Genomic DNA, 24,856 nt, shown 5'->3' on the forward strand with positions numbered 1-24,856 from the left:
AACTCCTCATAATCATCACTCAATAACTTAATAATTTATATATTTACAAATGATTTACCTGATTAGAAAATAACTAACTATTTAATCAAGTACCAATGATTTCAATGTTATAATTTCAGTCATTACTATCACAACGGTATTTTTACTGTATTTTCAGTTTTGCACCACTTATCTGTTCATCCTTTTTGATTTATTGTTTAAGAGGTTGTCTTAAAAGTTTTTGGCGAATATAATAGAGCCTCCGGCACGCCTGACGGCGAACGCTACTACACAAACAAATTCCACTAGTGGACTAACGAAAAATTGAGGTTTTGTCTGTGTAGATGTGATTTCTAATCACTCAATTTAGACTTTTCCAACATCCTCTAAGGTACAATCTAACTAAGAGGTCAGATTTGTACGGCTGATATCAATCTAGAGCATATATCTATCTATAACCAATGGCATAAATATAACTTCCTCCAAGGGATTGATGATACTTGCATTCAAAAACGTAGTAATAGAGTTATGGCCTTAAAGTCATTCAGAAATAACAGGAATATCAAAAGATTTCTGTTTTGCTGTTGGAGGAATATAAAGTATGGTTATAGGTATACATAAGCGTGCTGTAGGCGTATTTCCAGATCGCCGTGATGCTGAACAGGCGTTACATGAATTGAGAGATTCAGGGTTTCCAATGGAAAGAGTTTCTGTTATCACCAGACATCACGAAAATGAAGAAATTGCTGGTCATCAAGTCCGTGAAAAAGTTGGTGATCAGGCGGAAGAAGGTGCAACAATTGGCGCAATTTCTGGTGGTGTTTTAGGTGGTATAACCGGTTTATTAGTAGGACTAGGAACGTTAGCTATTCCCGGAGTTGGTCCAATTATGTTGGCTGGTGCTACAGCTACAGCTTTAGTGACAACCCTTGCTGGTGCTGGTATTGGTGCTGCGGCGGGAGGTTTAATTGGTGCGTTAATTGGTTTAGGAATTCCCGAAGAAAAAGCCAAAATTTATCATGATAGAGTACAGAGAGGAGAATATTTAATCATTATTGATGGCACAGATGCGGAAATTGCGAGAGCTAAAGAAATTCTCCATCGTTGGCGAATAGAAGAATTTGACGTTTATGATCAACCAGATGGGAAACAGCCAGCCAGGGATGTTATTTCTCAAGATGTCACGGTTCATAAAGATGTTACCGTTCCTAGAGAAACAACTGTTCCTAGAGAGACGACTGTTCATAGAGAAACGACTGTTCGTAAATATGCAATTGGCTATTTTTCACTGCTGCAAGATGCGGAAACTGCTATTAATGATTTAAGAAATGCAGGTTTTCCTTTAAACCAAATTGCTTTAATTCATAGAGAACGTCAACACAGAGATGCTTTTGGGGGTGTTCATTGGAGCGATCGCTTTGAGTCTACTCGCTTTAATATTCCCGATCATCAAACTCAGTTTTACAACGAACGCATCCATCAAGGAGACTATATCATTATCGTTGGTGGTACAGATACCGATATTCACCGGGCTGCAACTATTCTCAACCGACATGGAATTAAACAATGGCAAGTTTACGAAGCAAATGGTCATGTAAAAGCAACTTCGCCAGCACCTTTGCAAACCACTAATGTACAAACTACTAAAAGAGCAGTTGGTGTATTTTCCCATCGTCGTGATGCAGAAACAGCACTCAGAGACTTGAGAAATGCCGGTTTTCCCATGAACCAAGTTTCTCTCATCGCTAAAGACACAGACAGCAGTGAAAAAAGGAATTTAGAGGGTAATAAAGCAGATGAAGGACTAAAAGCCGGTGGCGCTATTGGTGGTTTAGGTGGTTTATTAGTTGGTTTGGGAACTTTAGCAATTCCTGGAGTTGGACCTGTAATGGCTGGTGGTGCGGTAGCAACTGCTTTAGCCACAACCTTAACCGGTGGTGTTGTCGGTGCAGCAGTGGGGGGTATTGCAGGGGGGTTAATTGGTTTAGGTATTCCTGAAGAAAGAGCGCGAGTTTATAGCGATCGCTTCCAAAAAGGTCATTATTTAATCATTGTTGATGGTACTCAAGCACAAATTCACCAAGCTGAAAAAATTATCAAAGGTTTGGGAATTGAAGAATTTGATATTTATGATGCCCGTGATGTCAACGAATATCAACCTAGTGAACATCAACCCAGTTTTGAAACTGTCAAACCGACAGAAACCGTTCATGGTGATTTTGCTGGAGAAGCACCAGTAATTATTATTGACCATCGCCAAAAAACAGTTTAATTCCCATTAATTTCACCAAATTTGAGGAGCAATAAAATTAAAATTTTGCTCCTGCCTCCTGACTCCTGAACTCTGCTATATCAAAATCAAACAATAAACCAATGAAAAAATTAACTTCATTCTTAATAGGTTCACTTTTACTTTTTAGTGCTGCTTGTGATAATACTGCTAAAACAACTGTGACTGCACCTGAACCGGAAGAAACTCCAGTAAGTCCAGCAGCAGAAACCAGACAAGAAACAAAAGAAGACGCTCAAAGTGAACTTCGCAGAAGACAACTAAACGCTGATATTCGCGCTCGTGAAGAACGAAATCTGCTAACTACTGATCGTACAGAAAGAACAGCAGCAGACTTAGCTAGTGAGGTACGATCTAAGTTAGAAGCTAATATTCCTGGTGGTGCATTAACAGTTAAAGCTACCGATGATGGTACTGTTACTGTATCAGGCACTGTAAATAATCAGGATCAGTTAGCTAAAATTGAACCTTTAGCCAAAGAAATTAATGGAGTGAAAAATGTAATTGTTAATGCAACAGTCGCACAACCAGGAAGGTAAAACTGCTCACAATTAATATCTGTTAATATCTCTAAGTTGATGGACTGAAATAAGTTTTTCTGGTCAATCCTCAGTAATCAAGATACAAACTGAAATATTTTTGACTTGGTATTCTGAGTCAAGACTGTTATATTGATTTACGTCCAGTCACTTATCAACACTGTTGTGCCAGATGGCAAACATTATGGAAACTCAACAACAGCAAGACTCTGCAACTTCCGTCTCACCACCAGGGGTATTATCTCTTGAAGGTGCAGAAACTGGAAATTTGCCTAAACTACCTCCAGTTAAAGCGCCTGACAGCCAATGGCAGCGCATTTTAGGACAAATTGTTGACTTTTTAGACCAACTGCCAGATTTTGTAGGTAGTTTTTTTGCTAAAAATCAGCAAGCTATCTTAACAATTGTGTTAATTTTGTCTGCGTTTGTTACGGTTAAGGTAGCGATCGCCGTTTTAGATGCTGTTAATGGTGTGCCTTTACTAGCTCCCATTTTTGAGCTAATTGGCATATTCTATGCTATGTGGTTTGTCTTCCGTTATCTCCTGAAAGCGGAAACTCGCCAAGAATTATCCCACAAAGTTAGTGCATTCAAACAACAACTTTTAGGTTAATCATAGGTTAATAATTCAGAAGTCAGAATTTCTGAATTTTGGTTTTTAGATTTTGGATTTTGGATTGTTTTCACTTAGCACAATCTAAAATCTAAAATCTAAAATTTTTTATTTTTTTGCCCTATACCATACAAACTATCTCAAGATGCAGATAAATATGATCGGGAAATTATTACAGCGGAAACAGCAGCGCGTCAAGCTAGGGAAGGAGAACATTATAAACAAGTTCCCACAGAGGATAGAGAAGCATATTTAGTTAATTAATGATTTTTCAAATATTCTGACTCCTGACTTCTTATGTATATTCCTATTTTATTTCTACAGTTAAGTTAGGTAAACCATCTAATTTTTCTGTGGGAATTTCTTCTTTTACATAAGGAACATAAACCGTTAACCCTGCTGGGATACATTTAATTTCTACAGGGGTTGTACCGAATATTTCCCCATCTATAACTACTTTTTGTGGGGGTTCTGTGGTGATTTTAAATTGTTTAGCTCGCAAATAACCAATATCATCTCTTTCCACTGGTGTACCTGTAGCAGCAGTTTGGAATAAATGAAATGTGGCAGCGATCGCACCTGTTTTATTTTCTGGAGATACTATTGTTAAATCTAATAATCCATCATCATAAATAATCCCGGAAGGTCCTTGTGCTAAAACTGAAGTAGGAGGTGCAGCATTTGCCACTGTTACTGCTGATGCCAGAGTTTTAATTATCTTATCTTCTGTTTCAATTTCCACAGCAAATCTTTGTAAATTTCCCAGTTCTTGAATACCAGCTAAGATATAAGCTATCATCCCAAAACGATTTTTAGTTTCTCGATCTGCTTTTTCTACAGTTTCTGCTTCAAAGCCAATACCTGCTAATAATACCATTGGATGATCATTACAATAAGCAACATCTACTGTGCGAGTTTTACCTTGTAAAATGGTTTGACAAGCGGCGGCAATTGTATTAGGAATATTTAATGCTGCGGCAAAAGCGTTTGCTGTTCCTCGTGAAATAATCCCAAAAGGTATATCAGTATTAACTACTGCTTCTGCTGCTGCTGATAAGGTCCCATCTCCCCCAGAAACAATGATCGCTTCTACTCCCCTTTCTACTGCTGCACGTGCGAGTTCATCAGCATCAACTTCTTCAGTGGTGAGATAAATATCTAAATCAATTTCTGGTTCTAATATTGACCTAATTTGATCTAATTCAAAGTCTGGATCACCTTGACCGGCAACTGGGTTAAAAATTAAACAAGCAGAACTAATCATAGAGATAATTGATAATTGACAATTGATAATTGATAGTTGTTTCAGTAATGGTCAATTGTTCATTGTTCATTGTTTATTATTGAATATTAGCATATCTTTCAAATTTAAACTTCTCTCTCAAGACTACTTTGGCTGATAATTTACTAAAATTTATTTATTTATTTTGCTGTTTCCTATTCCTTTACCTAAAATATAATTTCTCAATGTGTAAATTTAATGTGTAAATTGATTTTTATCTAACGAAATAAATAAAATGATCTGAGACTTGATATGATTGAACCGCAAAGGGCGCAAAGGACACAAAGGTAAGGAATTTTCAGAGATTTTTTAGTGTTGCTGCGGTTGTTTTTTCTTTCATTGAGATAGTCCCCATCAATCTTTGTTGTAGTATCTAAAAAAATCTGCATATAGGTAGATGCGGAAAAATCAAATATGTAAAAATATACATAACGTTTTATTAAACTGGTAGCTGCTGTTGATATAAGAAAAATGTAACTGAATGTAAAGAGAGTGATTCCATCCGGTAAGTCACTTGCTGCGGTAGTCTAGATCAATGTGAATTTATCGCCTGGTTTGACAAATTGTCTTATGACTTCAGTTTCTAGCCCTCCACGCACTATTCGTATTGGTTCACGTAAAAGCCAACTAGCTCTAGTTCAAACATACTGGGTAAGAGAGCAACTTCAGAAAAGTTATCCTGATATCAATTTTGAAGTCCATACCATGTCTACCCAAGGCGACAAAATCCTGGATGTAGCATTAGCTAAAATTGGTGACAAAGGATTATTTACCAAAGAACTCGAACTGGGAATGATCGAGAAAAGTATTGATTTTGCCGTTCATTCCCTCAAAGACTTGCCTACTAACTTACCAGAAGGTTTGGCACTAGCAGCAATTACAGAACGGGAAAATCCAGCCGATGCGGTAGTATTCCATGAGAAATACAAAGGACAAACTCTGGAAACTCTACCAGCAGGTGCGGTGATTGGTACATCTTCTTTAAGAAGATTGGCACAACTACGCCATAAATTCCCCCATTTTACCTTTAAAGATGTGCGGGGAAATCTCAACACACGCATGGCTAAGTTGGATGCGGGTGAATATGACGCTTTGATTTTAGCGGTAGCTGGTTTAGAAAGATTGGAAATGAGCGATCGCATTCACCAAATTTTACCCCCTGATATTTCCCTGCACGCAGTTGGCCAGGGTGCTTTAGGTATAGAATGCCGTGCTGATGATGCTGAACTGATCACCATTCTCAAAGCCATTGAACATCCGCAAACACGCGATCGCTGTTTAGCAGAACGCTCTTTTCTCCGCTCTTTAGAAGGCGGTTGTCAAGTTCCCATTGGTGTCAACACAGAAATCAATGGTGATAATTTAACACTAACTGGTATTGTAGCTAGTGTAGATGGTCAAAAACTGGTCAAAAATACTGTAACTGGCCTTGCTCAAGATGCCGAACATCTGGGAACACAACTAGCTAACACCTTACGTCAACAAGGTGCGACTGAAATTTTAGAAGAAATCTTCACTCAGATACAACGCGGATCATAGGGTGACTAGGGACTGGTGACTGGGAAGAGAAATTTTAGATTTTAGATTTTAGATTGGAATTGACAAAAACAATCCAAAATCCAAAATCCAAAATCCTTTCATTGAATCACCAATTACCAATTACCAATTACCAATCACCAATTACCAATTATCAATCACCAATTACCAATTACCAAATTATGCGAATTCTCTTTGTTGCAGCGGAAGCTGCTCCTATTGCCAAAGTAGGTGGAATGGGTGATGTTGTCGGTGCATTACCTAAAGTTCTCAGACAAATGGGGCATGATGTACGGATATTCCTGCCCTATTACGGCTTTTTGCCAGATAAGATGGAAATTCCCAAAGATCCGATTTGGAAAGGCTTTGCCATGTTCCAGGACTTTTCGGTTTATGAAAGTGTCCTGCCGGGAACTGATGTTCCTTTGTATTTATTTGGACATCCGGCTTTTACACCCCGCCGTATTTATGCCGGAGAAGATGAAGATTGGCGGTTTACCTTATTTGCTAACGGTGCGGCGGAATTTGCCTGGAATTACTGGAAACCGGAAATTATTCACTGTCACGACTGGCATACAGGCATGATTCCTGTTTGGATGCACCAAGATCCAGATATTACCACTGTGTTTACTATTCATAACCTCGCTTATCAAGGACCTTGGGAATGGTATTTACGGAAAATTACCTGGTGTCCTTGGTATATGCAAGGACATAATACAATGGCCGCTGCCGTGCAGTTTGCTGACAGGGTAAATACAGTTTCTCCCACCTATGCAGAACAAATCAAAACTCCTGCTTACGGTGAACAAATTGAAGGGTTGCTATCTTTTATTAGCGGCAAGTTATCAGGGATTATTAACGGTATAGATACAGATGTTTATGATCCGGCAACTGATAAATACATTAACCAAACTTTTACTGCTGATACCTTAGATAAACGCAAAGCTAACAAAATTGCCTTGCAAGAAGAAATGGGATTAGAAGTTAATTCTAGTGCCTTTTTAATGGGTATGGTGAGCCGGTTGGTAGAACAAAAGGGTTTAGATTTGGTGATCCAAATTCTTGACCGCTTTATGGCTTATACAGATGCTCAATTTGTGTTGTTGGGAACAGGCGATCGCTATTATGAAACCCAAATGTGGCAGTTAGCATCCCGTTACCCTGGCAGAATGGCCACCTACCTTTTATATAATGATGCCCTTTCCCGTCGCATCTATGCTGGTACTGATGCTTTCTTAATGCCAAGTCGTTTTGAACCTTGCGGTATCAGTCAAATGATGGCGTTGCGTTACGGTTCAGTTCCTATCGTCCGTCGTACAGGGGGTTTAGTTGATACTGTCACCCACCACGACCCCGTAAATGCCGCAGGTACAGGTTATTGCTTTGACCGCTATGAACCTTTAGACCTGTTTACCTGTATGATTCGTGCTTGGGAAGGTTTCCGTTACAAACCCCAATGGCAAGAATTACAACAACGGGGTATGAATCAAAACTTTAGCTGGTATGAATCTGCTAAACAGTACGATAGTCTATATCGTTCCATGTATGGTTTACCACCCACTGAATAGGTGACTGGGGACAGTAAGAAGGGAACAGGGAACAGGGAACAGGGAACAGGAAATATTTATCTTTCTCCTGACTCCTGACTCCTGACTCCTAACCCGGATTTCTCACCAAAATCCTCAAACCCTTATAAAATCTGGATTCTCGGTTTTCACACTGTGTCAAAAATCAGCACCGTGAAAAATACCCGAAACTGGTTCTCCATAAGGATTATATAGATTGCGATCGCATTGTTTGTGAGAAATGCGGGCTAACCCCCACCAGAAAACTTTCTCTGCAAACCCTAAGTTAAACTTTCAGGATCAACACCCAAATTCTTTAACATTTCTGCTAATTTCCGGGCTTTTTCTTCAGCTTCTAAACGTTGTCTTTCAGTTTCCAAAAGTTGTCTTTCAGCCTGTAAACGTTTTTCTTCTGATTCCTGAATCCGTTCTTCTGGGGTAAAAAATCTTTTTCCCTGTTCATCAAACCAATATAACCATTCTCTAGTTATACCTTGATAAGTTCCCCTTTCTCTGCCAATTCCTAAACCTATTTCTGGCAACCAAACGGGATTTCCTGACAGTAGTACATATTCCCCATCAACTAATTTATAAACTTCTAAAGGTTCTTTTCTCTTGCGGAGGGGATTATAAACCACATAATACAAAATCCCAAATTCATGGGCATAAAAATCCTTTTTGGTGCTATATTCTCCCCGATAAGTTTGGGAAACGACTTCTAAAACCAAAATCGGTAATTTATTTTCTTCCCACAATACATAACTAGGACGTAAACCTTCATCAATAAATCTATTTACCCCAATACTTAAAAATCCATCTGGGACAATTGCAGGTTGATAAGGGTCATGATATATTCCCATATCTACACCAAAAAACCAGTCCCATCTTTGAGACCATAATAAAGCGAGAATGCTTTCTAGTAAACCGGGAATGAGATGCTGTAATTGATTATCCACTGGTGTGTCGTCAGAGTCGGGTAATTCTTCTGAAGATGGTAAACAATGCAATGGGTTGTAATTGAGCATGATTGATTTTACCAATTCTGTTTCTATTTTATTACCCGACCAGCGACTAGAAGTCGCAGCTAAACAGACAAAACCCTCCTGCGTGGGTTTCAAACCTTTGATTTTTCATGAGTCTACACACCATCTGGAGTTGGTTTGTGTAGTGGTGAATTATATTCGCCCAAAATTTTTTAAAGGTCCTCTTTTTCAGACAACCAGAACTAAATCATCATATTTTATAGTTGAATTGCCATTGTCAAAATTGAATTGTTCAAAATTTGTAGTGATCATGGTAATGCCATCTAGCGTCAAGATAACTTGATTGTTATTAGCGCCTAAACTAATATTGAAGTCTTCTATTTTGTAAGCGCCAAAGCTGAGGATATCGAAACCTGCACCACCATCTATTTTAGCGTTACCGAAACCTTGAACAAAGTCTCTCCCGTTACCCATGTTGATGTTGACACCACTGCCAAAATTGGAGGCTTTTAAGCTATCGTTTCCATTGCCCATATAAATATTACCACCAAAGATACCATAGGATTCGCTGCCGGTTGCTTTGGCAATGATAGTATCGTTTCCATTTCCAGTAATAATTTCGCCTCTATTGTTGTCAATGGCGATCGCTTTATCCCCAGCTTCGGCTATAGCTTCGATGTGATCAGAACCGTTGCCTGTGAAAATTGTACCTCTATTGTTGTTAATGGCGATCGCTTGATCCTCAGCTTTGGCGAAAGCATTAGCAACAGCTTCAGCCAAAGCTTGACTTTCAGAAGTAGCACTAGCAAGAGTATCAGCATAAGTACCAGCAAAGGTACTAGCACTGGAAGTAGCTCTAGCACTGATATAATCATTGCCCTTGCCTGTATTAATTATACCTTTTGTATTGTTAATACCTCTAACAATGATATTTGCCTGAACTAAACTTGTAGCCGTTGCTTTTGCAAAAGCTGTGGGATTTGCAGACTTAGGGGCTGGAGTAACAGTATCGAGGATAGCTGAGGCATTTGCATAAGCTTTGGTAATTGCTGCAATAGAAGCTTTAGCAATGCCATAAATACGATCATTTCCATCACCAGTGTTAATTTTACCACTGGAGTTATCAATGCCATTGGCAATAGCCGCAAATTGAATAGAGGCAAAAGCATTAGTAATGGCAGCAGTATTTGCGGTTTTAGCAATGGCTTGAGATACTGTAGTTGCAGTGACGTAAAGGTTGGCTGTGGCGATACCAACTATCCTATCTGTTCCTTTACCTGTATTGATAATACCTTCGTTTTTAATACCATTGGTAGTAATACTAGCCCTGGCACTAAACTCAACAGCAATGATAGTAGAATGCAAATCTCTGGCTGTAACATCTACAAGAACTCCAAAACCAAAATCACCACCAACAGATGTTTTACCAATGATTTGATCAGCACTGTGAAATGTATTTACAGTTGAGTTTTTGGGATTGAAGATTCCATACTTTGAATCGACTTTATCAGTTTTATTGGTAAATTTAACCCGCCTGAGATTTAAATAACTCATCAAATCTTCCACACAACTACATTGGAAATAGGTGTTTAATCTACTGCTTTGTAAACTACCACTAATGTATGAGTTATTGTGGACAAATTGGCACAATTTCTTGAGTTTTTTAATTTATAAATGCTCATAGTCTACCAAATAAATATCTGGTAAAAAAGAATGTAGAGACGTTTCATACAACGTCTCTCATGTAGTCTAATTAGGTCAAAACTGCTGTAATTAAAATCAGGCTTTAGTGAACAGAAAACCAAATAGAAGTATCAGAACTTTTAGAACGAGCAATGTGGTTTCCAGTTTGTGCAAATGCAGTAGCTTCGGCTTTGGCTATAGTTGAACTAACTTTATTATCTTGATAAACTTTTATGTCAGTGTCAGTTTCAGTATATGTAATATTACCTTTGGCAAATCCCGTTGCACTGGCTATTGCATATCCATAACCAGCAGATGTTACAGTATCTGTGTTAGCGGTTACACTGCCACCAATGACATTGCTGCTGTCGTTAATGTACTGTAAATTACTTAAATCGGAAATTTGGAAATGACTTCTCATACAGGAATCCTATTTGAATGTTGAAAAAAACTCACTACACTTGAATTCTTTGTAATCCTATTGGGTTTTAGCTTTTGCTTATTAACTGTCTATGCAAACAATTTCAGGAATCAAACGGATTCCTATAGTTACCCTTGATAGAAGTTGTGACTATCCAAAAGTAGAAAATATATAAAACTAGAAACAAGGCTGAATTCTGTGTATTGCAATTCAATTGATTGGGAAAGTTATATAATTCGCTGAAAGCTTTTTTCAAAGCATTCAGCGAAATTAATGAATGAAACTACTCTTTTCTTGCAATACAAGAATCTTCGACTTTAGTCGGAATTAGAGATACAGAGAGCTAGATGGAGTATAAAACCACTATCTAAGCTCAATGTTAATACTTTTTACCGTCTACTGCCGCAAAAGATGCTGAACTGCTTGCAGAATAATAGTCACTTGCATAGGCAAAGGTGTAGGTCTTAGTAAAGGAGTTTTTGCCTTTTGCTATAGCATCTCCAAAAGCTTCAGCAGAGTTGTCATCTAAGTCAATATCAGTGTAGATATCTAACTTGACTTTATCATTTTGATAGTAAGTATATTTGCCACCATTACCACCAACAACAGCAGAAGCTTCAACGGTTTCTAAAAGATTCAAATCAGAAATAATCATTGGATTTCTCCTGGTAAAGTAAATGCACCTTGATGTTTTTTATAGCTAACTTGTTTCCGTTTGCTATGTTTCTAATATATTTTATTACCCAAAAAAAGTCAACACTTTTTTCAAAAATTTCTAAAAAAATAAGAATATTTTTTCCAACAAAACCATCATTAAAATGGTAAAAAAAATCATTGATAAATAAACACTAAAATCTGGACAATATCATATTTTATTGCCCAGAATATTATAAATAAAAGATTTAAATTTAGTTTTCAATTAATACATTTTCTTGGTGAAATTGCATATATTTCCCCCCTTACCAAGAGGGAAATTGCCATTTTGGATATACTGCTGGTCTAAAGAAATTTCTAAATCATAAGTGTCGATATTACCTTGAGGTGTTTGGCTAACTTTAGAGTCAGGAGAGATCCAAGTAACTTTTCCTGGAACAATGCCATATTCCTGAAAAGGATAGGCATCAAATTTGATTTTGACAGGCATTGCTAATTTCAAAAAGCCACTATCTTTACTAGGCATTTGAGCTTTCAGAATCAATTTAGCATTTTGCGGTGCTATTTGGGCAATTCGTTGACCAGGTTGAACTACTTCCCCTGGTTTGGTGATGGGTAATTCAAAAATTACTCCATCAATAGGCGATCGCACTATTCGTTGTTGGATCTGAAGTTGTATAGATTTAATTTGGCTTCTAGTCTGTTCAATTTCTGATGTTACTGCTGTTATTTGTGTTTGGATGTCTTTTAGCTGTTCCTGATTTTTCATCACAGCCAGTTTACCTGCTTGAACTGCACTTTTATAACTACTTAGTTCTTCTTGCAGTCGTAGTTCTGCTTGTTTTATCTCCGACTTCAATATATTAACAGTTGCTTGGTAACGATTGAGTTCTTCTAGCAGTCTCAGTTCTGCTTGTTTGATATCTGAACCTGTTTTTTGATAGATGCGTTTACTTTCTTGTTCTTCTTTTTTGAGTTGATCAATTTGGGTGATAGAAACTGCACCATCTTCAACCAGTTTACTAAATCTTGCCACCATATTGGAATCTATATCCAACCGAGATTTAGCTGATTTATGATCATTTCTGCTACTAGCAATCTGCTGTCTTACTTGACTAACTAATGCTTGTTTTTCCAGTTTTTGGAGATCATAGTTACTCAATTTAGCTTCAAGATTTTGTCTAGCTTGACGCACTTGAGCCATTTTTTCTCCTGCTTGATATTTGTTTTGTTGTTCTAAAAGACTAATTGATGATAACAATTGATTTTGCAGAAGTTTGAGTTGAGATTGGCGATTTTGTAGCCCTTGTAATTTGCTCTGGGCTTGTTGTAGTTCCGGTTCTAATAAAGTAGATTCTAATTCCAGGATAACTTGACCAGATTTAACTGTATCTCCTGCTTTAACCGTAACAAGTTTGACACTTCCACCAGCTTGAGTGTCTATTTTTTGGGTTGCTCCTTGAGGTTCTATACGCCCTTTGGCCGTTCCAGTTTCATCTACTTTGGAAAAAGTTGCCCAAGGTAAACCAACAACAGTAAAACATATCACTACATACAACACCCCCCGCGTCCAAAGTTTGGGTAAAGCATCTAGTAGTTCTGCCGTTCCATAGTTTAAGTCTCTGGCAAAATCTGTATTGTTATTTTGTACATTTGTTTGTTCTTTGAGTTGGAGAAATTCTTTTTCATAGGGTTCACTTTGATAATTATTACGTTCATCTTTGGCAAGTGATGAGGGAGAAAATGTTGATGGCATAGTTTTATTTTCTAAAAAGTGAATTACATTAAAATTCAGGATTCAGTAGGGGTTTAGCATTGCTAAACCCGTACAGGAGTCATATCAAGAAAATAATGATGAATTATGATTGAGGAATTATGAGTTGTTAAACAGATTGAGCCAGTTGTTGTTGATTCAGATAGTAGTAATGACCTTGTTGAGCAATTAATTCGTCGTGTGTACCGCTTTCTACTAAAACACCATGATTTAAAACTAAAATCAAATCAGCATTACGGACTGTTGATAGACGATGGGCAATGATGATACTGGTGCGGCCTTTGAGGATAGTTTTGAGGTTGTTTTGAATAATTCGTTCTGATTCTGAGTCTAAATGACTAGTGGCTTCATCAAATAGTAATAAGCGAGGATTTCCCATTAAAGCACGGGCGATCGCTAATCGTTGCCTTTGTCCTCCAGAGAGCATACCACCACCTTCACCAATTTGGGATTCGTAACCCATTGGTAATTTTTGAATAAACTCATCAGCACCAGCCAATTTTGCCGCTTGGATAATATCTTCTAAAGAGGCATCTGGATGAGCAATGGCGATATTTTCCCGAATTGTGCCACCAAAAAGAAAGGTATCTTGATCGACAACACCAATTTGAGAACGGAGCGATCGCAAGGCAACATTAGTAATATCACAACCATCAATGAAAATTTTACCCTCTTGCGGTGGATATAAACCCAAAATTAATTTACTCAGTGTAGTCTTTCCTGAACCACTACGTCCTACCAAGGCTACCATTTGTTCTGGTTGAATCTCAAAGTTGAGATTTTCCAGAATATTAGTCTCACTTTCTGGATGATATCTAAAGGTGACATTCTCAAAGCGAATATAACCGCGCAAGTTACCTAAAGACTTACGAGGTTTATTTTGCAAATCTTCTTCTGGTTCTGCTTCTAATACATCATTAATTCGTTCTGTGGAAATCACAATTTCCTGCAATTGATTCCACAGTAAAGATAATCGCTGGAAAGGACTCAAAACATTGCCCACTAACATATTAAAAGCAACTAATTGACCAATAGTAAGTTGACCATTAATTACTTGAGATGCGCCATACCAAAGCAATCCAGTATTAACAAAGGTTTGAATTATACCACTAATAATTTGCAAACGATTGCCAATGATTTGAGCATTAAAACCTTTTTTGACCACATCATTCAGCAATTCCTCCCAACGCCAGCGCACGGTTTGTTCAATTGCCAATGAGCGCACAGTTCTAATTCCAGTTAATGCTTCTATCAGATAACTATTTTCTTTAGTCCCAGCATTAAAAATCTCTCTGGAAATGCGGCGTAAAATCCCTGTACTCGCCAGTGCCAAAATAAAAAATGGCGGTACAGTACACAATACAAATAATGCCATACTGGCACTATAAGAAAACATCAAAGCCAGATAGACCACCAATGTTAACATATCCAGGATAATCGAAAGTGTCTGACCAGTAAGAAACTGTTGAATTTTCTGATTTTCTTGGATACGAGAAACTATATCTCCCACATAACGAGATTCAAAATAAGATAAAGGTAAGCGAAAAGTATGTTTAATAAAACCTACCAACAAAGAAATACTAATCCGGTTGGCAGTATGATCAAGGAGATATTGACGCACAGCATTTATGGCAATGCCAAATAATCCAAAAAATATCATCCCTAAACCAACGGCGTTTAAGGTAGCAACGCTGCGTTGTACCAATACTCTATCTAGTAATAACTGGGTAAATATTGGTGTGACCAGTCCAAATAATTGAATGAGTATGGAAGCGATAAAAATTTCTAGCAGTGTCCGATAGTGAGGTTTAATTAACTCATAAAACTTCCAGAAATTTGTAGTTTCATCTTTGGTTTGGTGAAGTAGAGTTGTGGGTTCTAGTAATAAGGCGTAACCACTCCAATTTTCTTGAAATTCAGTCTTGGTAAGACTGCGTTGGCCGATAGCAGGATCACAAACAATTACTCGTGTTTTGGTGATTTCATAAACAACAATAAAATGTTTACCTTCCCAGTGAGCGATCGCTGGTAGGGGTTGTTCTGCTAATTTATCCAAAGTAGCTTTTACTGGACGGCTAACAAAACCCAAACTTTCCGCCACTGTGGCTATAGCTTTTAAAGATGCACCACTGCGGTTAACATTGGTCATTTCCCGCAAGCGATTAATACTAAAATGCTTACCCCAATACATCCCAATCATCACTAAACAAGCAGAACCGCAATCAGCAGCACTTTGTTGGGCTGAGAAAGGATAGCGTTTGATTATATTTCCCCACCAATGACCGATTTTTAGTTGCGGACTAGGAAAATAAGGACGTACTTTTTTCGGCTTTTCTGTTGCTTGAACTTCTCGCTGGGGAAAGGGAATAATTTTAGTAACTGGGTATTTTCCCTTGGGGGGAAGAGATTTTTGACTAGGAAAATTTTGCCCCCGCTGATTAGCTAATAACTTTTGGCGTGTTTCTACACCAATTACCCCTACAAATTCACCTAATTCTTGACAGTATTCTAGTGCTGTTTGCCAATCTAAATTCTGGAGAATGTAAATAATAGTTGGTTGTATTACCTGCCAATTATCCAGATTTTGTTCAGTATAGATTTGTCCAGGTGTTAACGTTTTACCCTCAGAATTTAATAGTTGACCCCAGTGTAAAATACACAGTTTGTAATCTTTGATGTTCAGGATTTTTTCTGAGGAGTTGAGGCTGTAGCGTTGACAGAGAGATAAAGCTTTGAGCATCCCTGGAACTTGTGATGTATGGCGCGGAAATCGTGAATTTTGGCGACATAATAGCAGCAAATCCCATATTTCTGCACGGGCTTTGAAGCGATCGCCAATACTAGGATATTCCTGCATCAAATCACGTAATAAATCGCCGTTAAGATAGCACAAATTTAAATCTGTCGATGCTCTAGCGATGTAAGATTGAAAGTTTTCTTCAGGAAATAGAGTCAGTTCACCATAAGATTCACCTACCGAAATGGTAGTAATTAAGTTATCAGATTTATCCAGCAATCTAACCTTACCACTAAGAATAATGTAGATACCAGCTTTCGCCTCTGTCGCTCTCCATAACTGCGTTGCTGCTACTGGTTGCAAGATTTCCAGTCCTAACAGGCATCGCTGAAGAGATTTTTCTGAAAGGTTTGCACCCAAAGTATTGGTGATTTGTGGCTTTAAATCATGCTCTAATAACACTGATTTCCCCTGAAAATTTGATAACTAAAAATATTGGCAGCATTTGTTTTTCCTGTATCCAATCATCAATAACTTTTGGCAAATTTAACCACCTAATTTTTATCAAAATTGGATTAACGTGACAACAGAATCAGGCAAAATACCCAAAAATAGAATTGTATTCTTTAAAAGCGTTGTCATCATTTAAATTTTCTCACATACTTGTTGGCACTAATTGTCAAATTGGCATTTTATTAGCAATTATACAACTAGCACTGCCATCACTAGGTCTACCACATTCATCACCAACAACCAACCAAGAACATGACAAAGGCACAAGCTAGACTTGGAGAGAGTTGAAGCTTGTTTGTTGATGATGTTTCCCCTATGATGAAGAAATCTTAACTAATGATAGAAGTAGAGCAACATTTTTTTCCTAACAATGATTATAAGTCCAGAATTGTTAATCAAATAATTTACAATTGATGTTAGTCAAAACACCTAAAATTTGCCAAAATTATCTTGATGAGGTTCAGTAAGCGGGAGCATCCCAATTTTGAAAAAATAACCGCGGCAACACCAAAAACTCTCTTAAACTCTCTTCCCTTTGTGTCCTTTGCGTTCTTTGCGGTTCATTCATATTAGGACTTTGTAGCAATTCAAAGATTACCAAAAAATCAAATTACACATTTGGGATGCTCCCCAGTAAGCTAGACTGCTGCTAATATTTGTTGATTCGTCAAATTAATCATTCTTAAATAAGTATTTGCAGCAAGAAAGGTAACAATTCTCCTGATACTAGGTGAGTAATGCTGAAACAGCAAATAAAGAACTTTAGAGTTTTTTATGAAAAAAAATACTATTTCTCGGTTATGTGCTTATACCTTGATAGGGTTAATATCTTTAACATCTGTGATTAGTACATCTACCTCTGCATTACCTCCAGCAGTCAAAACTGCCGCAGTTCAGCAACCTTTACCCAGTAGTAACTTAATCTGGCCGACTCAGGGGATAATTTCCCAAGGTTTCCGTAAACATCAACACGAAGGAATTGATATTGCAGGTGCTATGGGAACTCCTATTTTTGCGGCTGCATCTGGTAAAGTTATGAAAGCAGGTTGGGATGATTGGGGATTAGGTAACTTTATTGAAATTCAACACCCCGATGGTAGTATGACAGTCTATGGTCACAATAATCGTTTATTAGTCAGCAAAGGTCAAACGGTTACTCAAGGACAAATTATTGCAGAAATGGGATCAACAGGTAACAGTACAGCGCCTCATTTGCATTTTGAATTTTATCAAAATAGTCGATTAGCAATTGATCCTCTGAAACTTTTATCATCTTCCACCACTGCTAAACTACCCTTAGATCAACCCGTTTCACCTTCACAACCCATTCCCGTCAATGTTTCACCCGTAAAAGTTAATAATAACGAATGTGCTGGAATTACGGTGATCACAGGTGAAACTGCAAACGCTCGTATTCAAGTCTGTGAAGAAAACGGTCAACTGTTTTACATTGGGCAATTAAAGCAAGATGCCAATCAAACTGTCAAGATAGCTGCTTGGAATGTTGGTGAAAACAAATATCGAGCAGATAACGGTTCTTTTTCTTACTTAGTTAGTCCAGAAAAGGTAGAAGTATGGCGCAATGGTAGTCAAATTCGTTCTGATAGTTTTGATACTTTTCAGCACCTTGGCAATTAATTGACAATTAAAAATACTCTTGATTTCAGTATGTGATGATTCCTTAAAAATACGGTACTGTGACAGTTGAAAGTCCGGAATAAGGTGTCAACAATTCTGCTAATTGAGGAGTATAAAATACATCTAGATTAAATCTAGAAAAAAGCAAAGTTACTTTTTGCCATATCTCAAGTATTTACATAAAGGAGCAGAAAATCATGGAATATATGGCTTATTCCTATATGTATATGGCTAATGAAGAGACTCCGGTTAATTTAGAATTGAATTTGCCCAAGTTGCAGTTTAATTGGCAAAAATTACTCAAGTCTTCTGCTTGGTTAGCTTTAGCTGGTGTGAGTGTCTTTGTTGCTTCCCTTGCTCCCCTTCAGCAAGCTTCCGCCGAATATGTCAGAACTAATGGTAGTTGTTTATTTATCCGTAGGGGTCCTAGCACCGCTAACTCATCTGTAGCCTGTGTACCGAATGGTACAAATATTGGCAATACTGGTAATGTCAGAAATGGTTTTGCTCAAATCACTTCTGGACGTTACCAAGGATATTATGTTGCGGAAAGATGGCTAGGTACTACTCCTGGTAGATATCGTCGTCATTCTGGGGTTGGTGTTGGCGGTCGAGTGTTATTAAGACCAGGTGCTAGAGGTGAGCGTGTGAGAACTGTGCAGAGAGCTTTAGGGATCAGAGTTGATGGTGTTTATGGACCTAGCACTACTCATGCAATTCGCAATTTTCAAAGAAGAAATGGTTTGCTTGTAGATGGTATAGTTGGTCCATCAACTCGCAGGGCTTTGGGTATCAGTTGATAATTGATAATTGATAATTGATAATTGATAATTAATAATTGATAATTTACCCAATCACCAATTACCAATTACCCATTATCAATTACCAATTCTCAAATAATTTTTGACAATTTCTAATATCCTTTCTGCTGCATGGCCGTCACCAAAAGGGTTAATAGCATTAGCCATTGCTGTATAGGCTTCTGGGTTACTCAGTAACTCACTAGCAGCAGTCACAATACTTTCAATTTCCGTTCCCACCAGTTTAGCTGTCCCTGCGGTGACAGCTTCTGGTCTTTCTGTTGTGTCTCTGAGAACTAACACAGGTTTACCGAGACTGGGAGCTTCTTCTTGTAAACCACCGGAGTCTGTTAATAATAAATGCGATCGCCCTATTGCTCCTACTAATTCTGCATAATCTAATGGTTCTGTCAAAAATATTCGGGGATGTTTACCCAATAATTGCTGTAATGGTTCTCTCACAGTGGGGTTTTTGTGTAAAGGCAGTAATAAAGCGGTATCAGGAAAATTGTCTAAAATCTTTAAAAATGATTGGGCGATCGCTTGCAGTGGTTCACCCCAATTTTCCCGACGATGCACTGTAGCCAAAATTGTCCGATATTCACCCCAGTTTAAACCCGGTATCTCACAAGCTGGGTTAGTTGCAGCCACATTCAACAACGCATCTATCACTGTATTACCCGTCATGTGAATTTCTCCCAACACTCCCGAAGCTTGCAAATTTTCCACCGCTAAAGAGGTGGGAGCAAAATGTAATTGAGTAATTTGGGAAATTAACCTTCTATTAGCTTCTTCTGGATAAGGATTAAATAAATCATCCGTTCTTAACCCGGCTTCCACATGACCAACGGGTATTTTTTGATAAAAAGCCGCCAAAGCAGCCGCAAAAGCTGTTGTAGTATCTCCCTGAACTATCACTAAATCTAAATTTAGTTCTTTAAATAAAGCTTCTAAACCTTGCAAACTCTTACAGGTAATATCATTCAGAGATTGTTTAGGCTGCATAATCTCTAAATTATGATCTGCTTTGAGGTTGAATAGCTGCATCACCTGTGCAACCATTTCTTTATGCTGTCCAGTGAGAATAACCTGTACTTCCACATCTGGAGAACTTTGGAAAACCTGAATTACTGGTGCTAGTTTAATCGCTTCAGGACGAGTACCTAAAATAATGCCAATTTTTTTAGTCATTAGTTATTAGTCATTAGTTATTAGTCATTAGTCATTAGATATTAGACATTAGACATTTGTCATTAGTTATTAGTTATTAGGCATTGGGCATTGGGTTATTAACTTCCCCCTGCTCCCTGCTCCCCTTGCCTATTCACTGTCACCTGTCACCTGTCACCTGTCACCTGTTCCCTGTTCCCTCAAACATGAAAAAACCCGGCTTAACCGGGCAGATGCACTGTTTGTCGAATTTAACAATGTTATTTATTTGAGTTCGCAAGTTAAAGGACAAGCAGCATAAACCGTGGTTTGCACTTTTTCTGCCTCACCATGTAGCCAGCTTAACCATTTAACTTCTTTAGGATGAACACCTTTAGCAGTTAGTACACCAGCCACTATCAAAACTGTCAGAACATTAAACATAATTAAACCACCTGCTACCAGCAGAACTGCGCTTGCAGGCATTACAGATTGCAGGACTATCGACAACAGGCATCCGACCGTAGCCATTACTACAACCAATGGAAAACCGACAACCAACAAACATACTGCCAATGTGAAAGTCCAGATTAAAAAGCTTTTAATCATTAACAAGGAGTAGGTCTTCCCTTGATTAGAGCTTTGAGCCGAAACCATGACTTTTCCTCCCAAGTACACAGCAAAGTTTAAAGGTGAATCTCAATTGTGACTCGCTGTTTACGAGTTCACTGTCTTGATTCAGTGAAATCCAGTATATAGAAACTTATGGAAAAGATGAGCATTTCTTTACTAAACTTTACAGTTTATTTTTTGTAATTATGGATATCTCCTCAAATGCCCCTTTGTGTAGTCAGTCTTGCTTGAGCATATATCTTGAGGAATATAACCTTGTGCAGAGAATAGTCCAATCATGATCTCCGAAATTAATGACCTGCTTTAGTTAACATTTCTTATCAAAATTAGGATTGCTTCTCATAATTCAAGAGACTGGGCTGAAAAAGTTATGCAGGACTGATGCAAAACAGAACGAAAGTAGGGGTAATTCATGAATTACCCTTAGGCAAGAATCAGGTTTTTAGTCCAATCTTGCCTAAGTCCTAAGTAGAAAGGCGTAAAAAAACCTAAGTATGTAACTAAAAGTAAAGTTGCCGCAAATCCTCTTCCCTCCTGCCTTCTATAGCTGGCGAATTTCTCATTTGGGGGTTGAAAAATAAGGCATTTCTAATTTAAGCTATAAAAATTACATAGCATTACTTAACTATGTGCGTTTTTATACTAAAAATTAACCTGTGTAAAACCAGGTTATATTGATGAAATAATTTGTATATAACTGATAAATCCTGGAATTAGCTGCGAAAAAAAACACAGATGGAGGTGGATGAATTCAAACAGACTGCTGTGCTTAATTTACCAGGCTTAAACTCAAAACAGTGCTTTGTAATTCATCAAGAAATTAATTGTCGATTTCATTTTTGATCTACCCAAGTTGAAGATATATGACAGAATCACCATCTCGCAATCTACCACCCAAACCACCAGCACCACCAGCACCACCAGTAGCAACATCTATGACACAACGCAATAGTACACAAATGTTGCAGAATCCAAGAGTAGGTTCACCAGCTGGCAATGCACCACCACCTCCCCCAGCAGGTCAACTTCCAGTAGCACCACCACCAATGGCAGCACCAAGGCCAGCAGTTCCGGCAACTTCTAAACCACCAGCGGGACTGACCCTAGCTCAAATTGTTCAAGAAGCTTTTGATCAAGGATATTCTGATGTTCACTTGGGGATAGGTGAAATACCCCGTTTCCGTAACCAAGGAGAAATTCAAACAACGAACTATCCAGAAACGGATAAAGCAACTTTTATTAATTGGTTGCATGAGATCATGACTGATGCAGAAATCCAACGCTTTCAGGATAATCTAGAATTTGACGGTGCGACTCAGTACGAATTTGCCCGTGTACGGATTAACGTTTTTGACTCCTTGCGCGGTTATGCAATGGTGCTGCGGTTAATTCCCTTGAAAATATTGTCAATTGATCAGTTGAGATTACCGCCGATTTTTCGGGATATTTGTCATTATCACAAAGGTTTGATTTTGGTGACTGGTCCTAGTGGTTCTGGTAAATCTACGACAATGGCGGCAATGGTTGACTACATCAACCGAGAAATGCCCAAGCATATCATCACTATTGAAGATCCTATTGAATTTGTGCATCAAAGTCGCAAGTCTTTGGTGAAGCAGCGGGAAGTGGGAATGCACACCCGTAAGTTTGACAACGCCTTGAAAGCAGCTTTGCGGGAAGACCCAGATTTGATTCTGGTGGGGGAAATGCGGGATAAAGAAACGGTGAATACTGCTCTCAAAGCGGCTCAAACTGGTAACTTGGTTATGGGAACACTGCACACTAACAGCGCGGTGAAAACTATTGAACGGATTCTTAATTTGTACTCTGGTGAAGAACAAGATGCTATGCGGTTGGCTCTTTCCGAGTCTTTAGTGGCGGTAATTGCCCAAGGTTTGTGTCGCACGACCGATGGTAAACGGACAGCTTTCCACGATATCCTGATTAATACTGAGGCGATTAAAGAATGGATTAAGGATGCTAAGTATGATGAAATTGGGGATTTGATGAAACAAGCCGGTTTTGATGGCATGATTACCATGAATCAGTCTCTATTCAATCTCTATCAGGAAGGTCGCATTACTGAGGAAACCGCTATTGAAATGTCGCCAACTCCTAATGAAATGATGCAATTCCTCAGAGGTCGTGTTTAATAAGGAGATCAAGGAGTCAGGAGTCAGGAGGCAGGAGGCAGGGGAAGCAGGGGAAGCAGGGCGAGAATATTTTTTATCTCTTGCCTTTTGCCTTTTGCCTTTTGCCTGTTCCCTGTTCCCTGAAAAAGCATAATGACCAAGCTAACCACAGACAAACTATCTCCACCCCAGTTGTTTAAAGGTATTGCTCTTTTTACACCAGGGGGAGATTTAATTTACTGTATTGACCCTAGTAAGCAAGGTCGATGGCATTTACATCTGTGTGCGGCTTTGCAAGAAATTCTGGATTTGTCAGAGCCGCCACATTTTTTAGTACCTTCTTATACAGCTACTATTGATCATTGGTTAAATCCACGGACGCAAAAAGTACAGACTTTTGCGGAAGCTTATCCAGCGGTGATGCGTCATCAGTCGGTGCTGAGGGCAATTTTTGGGACGGGGGATATAGTGTGGCAAACAGCACCTTGGCAAGAGGGTTTGTGCGATCGCATGGTTTTAGCTACTTATCGTTCTTCTTTTCCCCAACTCTGGGAAGATCATGATTTAATTGTGCGTTTAGATCGTGCAGATATACCATCCCGATATCAGCAAAATCATTTACATCCACAACAGGGAAAATTGAGTGGTCAAGGTTATGTATTGCGTTTATTTGTGGCTGGACATAGTATGAATACTGAGCGCATTTTAGAAAATTTACACGATTTATTAGAGCGATCGCTCGGTTATCCTTACACCCTCAAGGTAATTGATGTTTTAACACATCCAGAGCAAGCAGAAATTGATCAGGTTTCGGCAACTCCTACACTCGTTAAGGTTTGGCCTCACCCAATTCGACGCTTAGTAGGAGATTTAGATAATGTGGAAAAACTATTACAAATATTAGGAGCAAAGGATAATTGATAATTGACAATTGATAATTCGTAATTAACAAGCCGTGTATTCGTGTTTAAAATCAGTGTGATCAGTTCGTAAAACTATCATAAATATGATAATAAATATTATAATAAATATTATAATAAATATTATAATAAATAATAAAAATCAGCATTACTCTTACTACCTTCAAAGTTATGTATTTCACTTGGTTAGACAGCAATAGTTGGTTAATGGAAATTGGTGGACAGCGGATACTTTTAGATCCTTGGTTGGTGGACTCATTAACCTTTAATAATTTAGATTGGTTATTTAAAGGTTCTCGAACGCAAGATCGACAAATACCAGAAAATATAGATTTGATTTTGTTGTCTCAAGGTTTGGAAGATCATGCACATCCCCCAACTTTGAAAAAACTGGATAAGAATATTCAGGTTGTTGCGTCTCCCAATGCAACTAAAGTAGTAAAAGAATTGGGTTATAAAAATATAACTACTCTTGATCATGGTGAGATTTTCACTTTAAATAATCAAGTAGAAATTAAAGCTGTTCCTGGTTCTCAAATTGGACCAACTTTGTTAGAAAATGGTTATCTGATAAAAGAGTTAGCCAGTGGTGTAAAATTGTATTATGAACCGCATGGAAATCATTCAAACCAACTCCAGCAGTTTGCACCAGTAGATGTGGTAATTACACCAATTATTGATTTAAGTTTACCTTTGGGACTACCAATAATTAAAGGAATGAATAGTGCTTTAGAAGTTGCTAAATGGTTAAAACCGCGAATTATCCTTCCTACTGCTGCTGGTGGAGATGTTCAATTTGAGGGTGTATTAAACAACTTTTTGCAAGCAAAGGGAAGTGTTGAAGAATTTCAGGGATTATTAGAAAAAAACAATTTAGCTACGCGAGTTATTGCAGCTAAACCAGGTGAACAGGTAACATTTTAGGAAGTAGGTGACAGATAACAGGTGACAGGTGACAGGTGACAGTAATAATTTCACCTATTCCCTGTTCCCCATTTCCTATTTTCTGTTCCCT

Annotated in this window: 19 protein-coding genes; 10 read left to right on the forward strand and 9 right to left on the reverse strand. The window is 38.2% G+C overall.

The window, feature by feature from the left end; genetic code table 11:
• Nucleotides 1-580 precede the first annotated feature (580 nt).
• From K2F26_RS14625 to K2F26_RS14635, 3 genes are all read left to right on the forward strand, one after another.
• Entirely contained in the window at nucleotides 581-2,251 is a 1,671-nt protein-coding gene (locus tag K2F26_RS14625; protein ID WP_220608408.1) for a general stress protein, read from the forward strand.
• A 101-nt stretch (nucleotides 2,252-2,352) separates the two neighbouring features.
• Nucleotides 2,353-2,808 carry a BON domain-containing protein gene (locus K2F26_RS14630; RefSeq protein ID WP_220608409.1) on the forward strand — a complete coding sequence of 152 codons (456 nt, stop codon included), beginning with the start codon at nucleotides 2,353-2,355 and terminating at the stop codon, nucleotides 2,806-2,808.
• Nucleotides 2,809-2,980: 172 nt separating this feature from the next.
• Entirely contained in the window at nucleotides 2,981-3,421 is a 441-nt protein-coding gene (locus K2F26_RS14635) for a CAAD domain-containing protein (protein WP_246605374.1), read from the forward strand.
• A gap of 307 nt (nucleotides 3,422-3,728) precedes the next feature.
• Here the strand turns inward: K2F26_RS14635 and K2F26_RS14640 are convergent, their stop codons facing one another.
• Nucleotides 3,729-4,685 (reverse strand): YegS/Rv2252/BmrU family lipid kinase, encoded by a 957-nt coding sequence (locus K2F26_RS14640; protein ID WP_220608410.1) that lies wholly within the window; start codon nucleotides 4,683-4,685, stop codon nucleotides 3,729-3,731.
• 588 nt (nucleotides 4,686-5,273) lie between these two features.
• On the opposite strand from K2F26_RS14640, the gene hemC reads away from it, so the two are divergent.
• Together hemC and glgA are read left to right on the forward strand one after the other, a co-directional pair.
• Nucleotides 5,274-6,242: a hydroxymethylbilane synthase gene (hemC, locus tag K2F26_RS14645; protein ID WP_220608411.1), complete on the forward strand. Its 969-nt coding sequence runs from the start codon at nucleotides 5,274-5,276 to the stop codon at nucleotides 6,240-6,242.
• Nucleotides 6,243-6,421: 179 nt separating this feature from the next.
• Nucleotides 6,422-7,807, forward strand: coding sequence for a glycogen synthase GlgA (gene glgA, locus K2F26_RS14650; RefSeq protein WP_220611889.1), 1,386 nt, complete (start codon nucleotides 6,422-6,424; stop codon nucleotides 7,805-7,807).
• Nucleotides 7,808-8,085: 278 nt separating this feature from the next.
• Here the strand turns inward: glgA and K2F26_RS14655 are convergent, their stop codons facing one another.
• The 6 genes from K2F26_RS14655 to K2F26_RS14680 all read right to left on the reverse strand — a co-directional run bounded on the left by K2F26_RS14655 (nucleotide 8,086) and on the right by K2F26_RS14680 (nucleotide 16,518).
• Entirely contained in the window at nucleotides 8,086-8,829 is a 744-nt protein-coding gene (locus K2F26_RS14655) for a Uma2 family endonuclease (RefSeq protein ID WP_220611890.1), read from the reverse strand.
• A 186-nt stretch (nucleotides 8,830-9,015) separates the two neighbouring features.
• Nucleotides 9,016-10,341, reverse strand: coding sequence for a hypothetical protein (locus K2F26_RS14660; protein WP_220608412.1), 1,326 nt, complete (start codon nucleotides 10,339-10,341; stop codon nucleotides 9,016-9,018).
• A 232-nt stretch (nucleotides 10,342-10,573) separates the two neighbouring features.
• Nucleotides 10,574-10,891, reverse strand: coding sequence for a TonB-dependent receptor (locus K2F26_RS14665; protein ID WP_220608413.1), 318 nt, complete (start codon nucleotides 10,889-10,891; stop codon nucleotides 10,574-10,576).
• Nucleotides 10,892-11,270: 379 nt separating this feature from the next.
• Nucleotides 11,271-11,546 carry a hypothetical protein gene (locus K2F26_RS14670; RefSeq protein ID WP_220608414.1) on the reverse strand — a complete coding sequence of 92 codons (276 nt, stop codon included), beginning with the start codon at nucleotides 11,544-11,546 and terminating at the stop codon, nucleotides 11,271-11,273.
• Between the two features lie 264 nt (nucleotides 11,547-11,810).
• The gene (locus K2F26_RS14675; RefSeq protein WP_220608415.1) at nucleotides 11,811-13,301 is read right to left on the reverse strand and encodes a beta-barrel domain-containing protein; all 1,491 of its coding nucleotides are present in this window, start codon (nucleotides 13,299-13,301) and stop codon (nucleotides 11,811-11,813) included.
• Between the two features lie 127 nt (nucleotides 13,302-13,428).
• Nucleotides 13,429-16,518: a peptidase domain-containing ABC transporter gene (locus K2F26_RS14680; protein ID WP_220608416.1), complete on the reverse strand. Its 3,090-nt coding sequence runs from the start codon at nucleotides 16,516-16,518 to the stop codon at nucleotides 13,429-13,431.
• An 825-nt stretch (nucleotides 16,519-17,343) separates the two neighbouring features.
• On the opposite strand from K2F26_RS14680, the gene K2F26_RS14685 reads away from it, so the two are divergent.
• Nucleotides 17,344-18,207 (forward strand): M23 family metallopeptidase, encoded by an 864-nt coding sequence (locus K2F26_RS14685; protein WP_220608417.1) that lies wholly within the window; start codon nucleotides 17,344-17,346, stop codon nucleotides 18,205-18,207.
• A gap of 197 nt (nucleotides 18,208-18,404) precedes the next feature.
• The gene (locus K2F26_RS14690; RefSeq protein WP_220608418.1) at nucleotides 18,405-19,007 is read left to right on the forward strand and encodes a peptidoglycan-binding domain-containing protein; all 603 of its coding nucleotides are present in this window, start codon (nucleotides 18,405-18,407) and stop codon (nucleotides 19,005-19,007) included.
• A 78-nt stretch (nucleotides 19,008-19,085) separates the two neighbouring features.
• Here the strand turns inward: K2F26_RS14690 and wecB are convergent, their stop codons facing one another.
• Nucleotides 19,086-20,198: a non-hydrolyzing UDP-N-acetylglucosamine 2-epimerase gene (gene wecB, locus K2F26_RS14695; protein WP_220608419.1), complete on the reverse strand. Its 1,113-nt coding sequence runs from the start codon at nucleotides 20,196-20,198 to the stop codon at nucleotides 19,086-19,088.
• A gap of 243 nt (nucleotides 20,199-20,441) precedes the next feature.
• Nucleotides 20,442-20,813 carry a hypothetical protein gene (locus K2F26_RS14700; protein WP_220608420.1) on the reverse strand — a complete coding sequence of 124 codons (372 nt, stop codon included), beginning with the start codon at nucleotides 20,811-20,813 and terminating at the stop codon, nucleotides 20,442-20,444.
• An 839-nt stretch (nucleotides 20,814-21,652) separates the two neighbouring features.
• Between K2F26_RS14700 and K2F26_RS14705 the strand changes: the two genes are divergently transcribed.
• From K2F26_RS14705 to K2F26_RS14715, 3 genes are all read left to right on the forward strand, one after another.
• The gene (locus K2F26_RS14705; RefSeq protein ID WP_220608421.1) at nucleotides 21,653-22,942 is read left to right on the forward strand and encodes a type IV pilus twitching motility protein PilT; all 1,290 of its coding nucleotides are present in this window, start codon (nucleotides 21,653-21,655) and stop codon (nucleotides 22,940-22,942) included.
• A gap of 132 nt (nucleotides 22,943-23,074) precedes the next feature.
• Nucleotides 23,075-23,842, forward strand: a complete 768-nt coding sequence (locus K2F26_RS14710; protein WP_220608422.1) for a circadian clock KaiB family protein — start codon at nucleotides 23,075-23,077, stop codon at nucleotides 23,840-23,842.
• 170 nt (nucleotides 23,843-24,012) lie between these two features.
• Nucleotides 24,013-24,765 (forward strand): MBL fold metallo-hydrolase, encoded by a 753-nt coding sequence (locus K2F26_RS14715; protein WP_220608423.1) that lies wholly within the window; start codon nucleotides 24,013-24,015, stop codon nucleotides 24,763-24,765.
• Nucleotides 24,766-24,856 lie beyond the last annotated feature (91 nt).

The sequence above is a fragment of the Sphaerospermopsis torques-reginae ITEP-024 genome (assembly GCF_019598945.1).
Classification (GTDB): Bacteria; Cyanobacteriota; Cyanobacteriia; order Cyanobacteriales; family Nostocaceae; genus Sphaerospermopsis.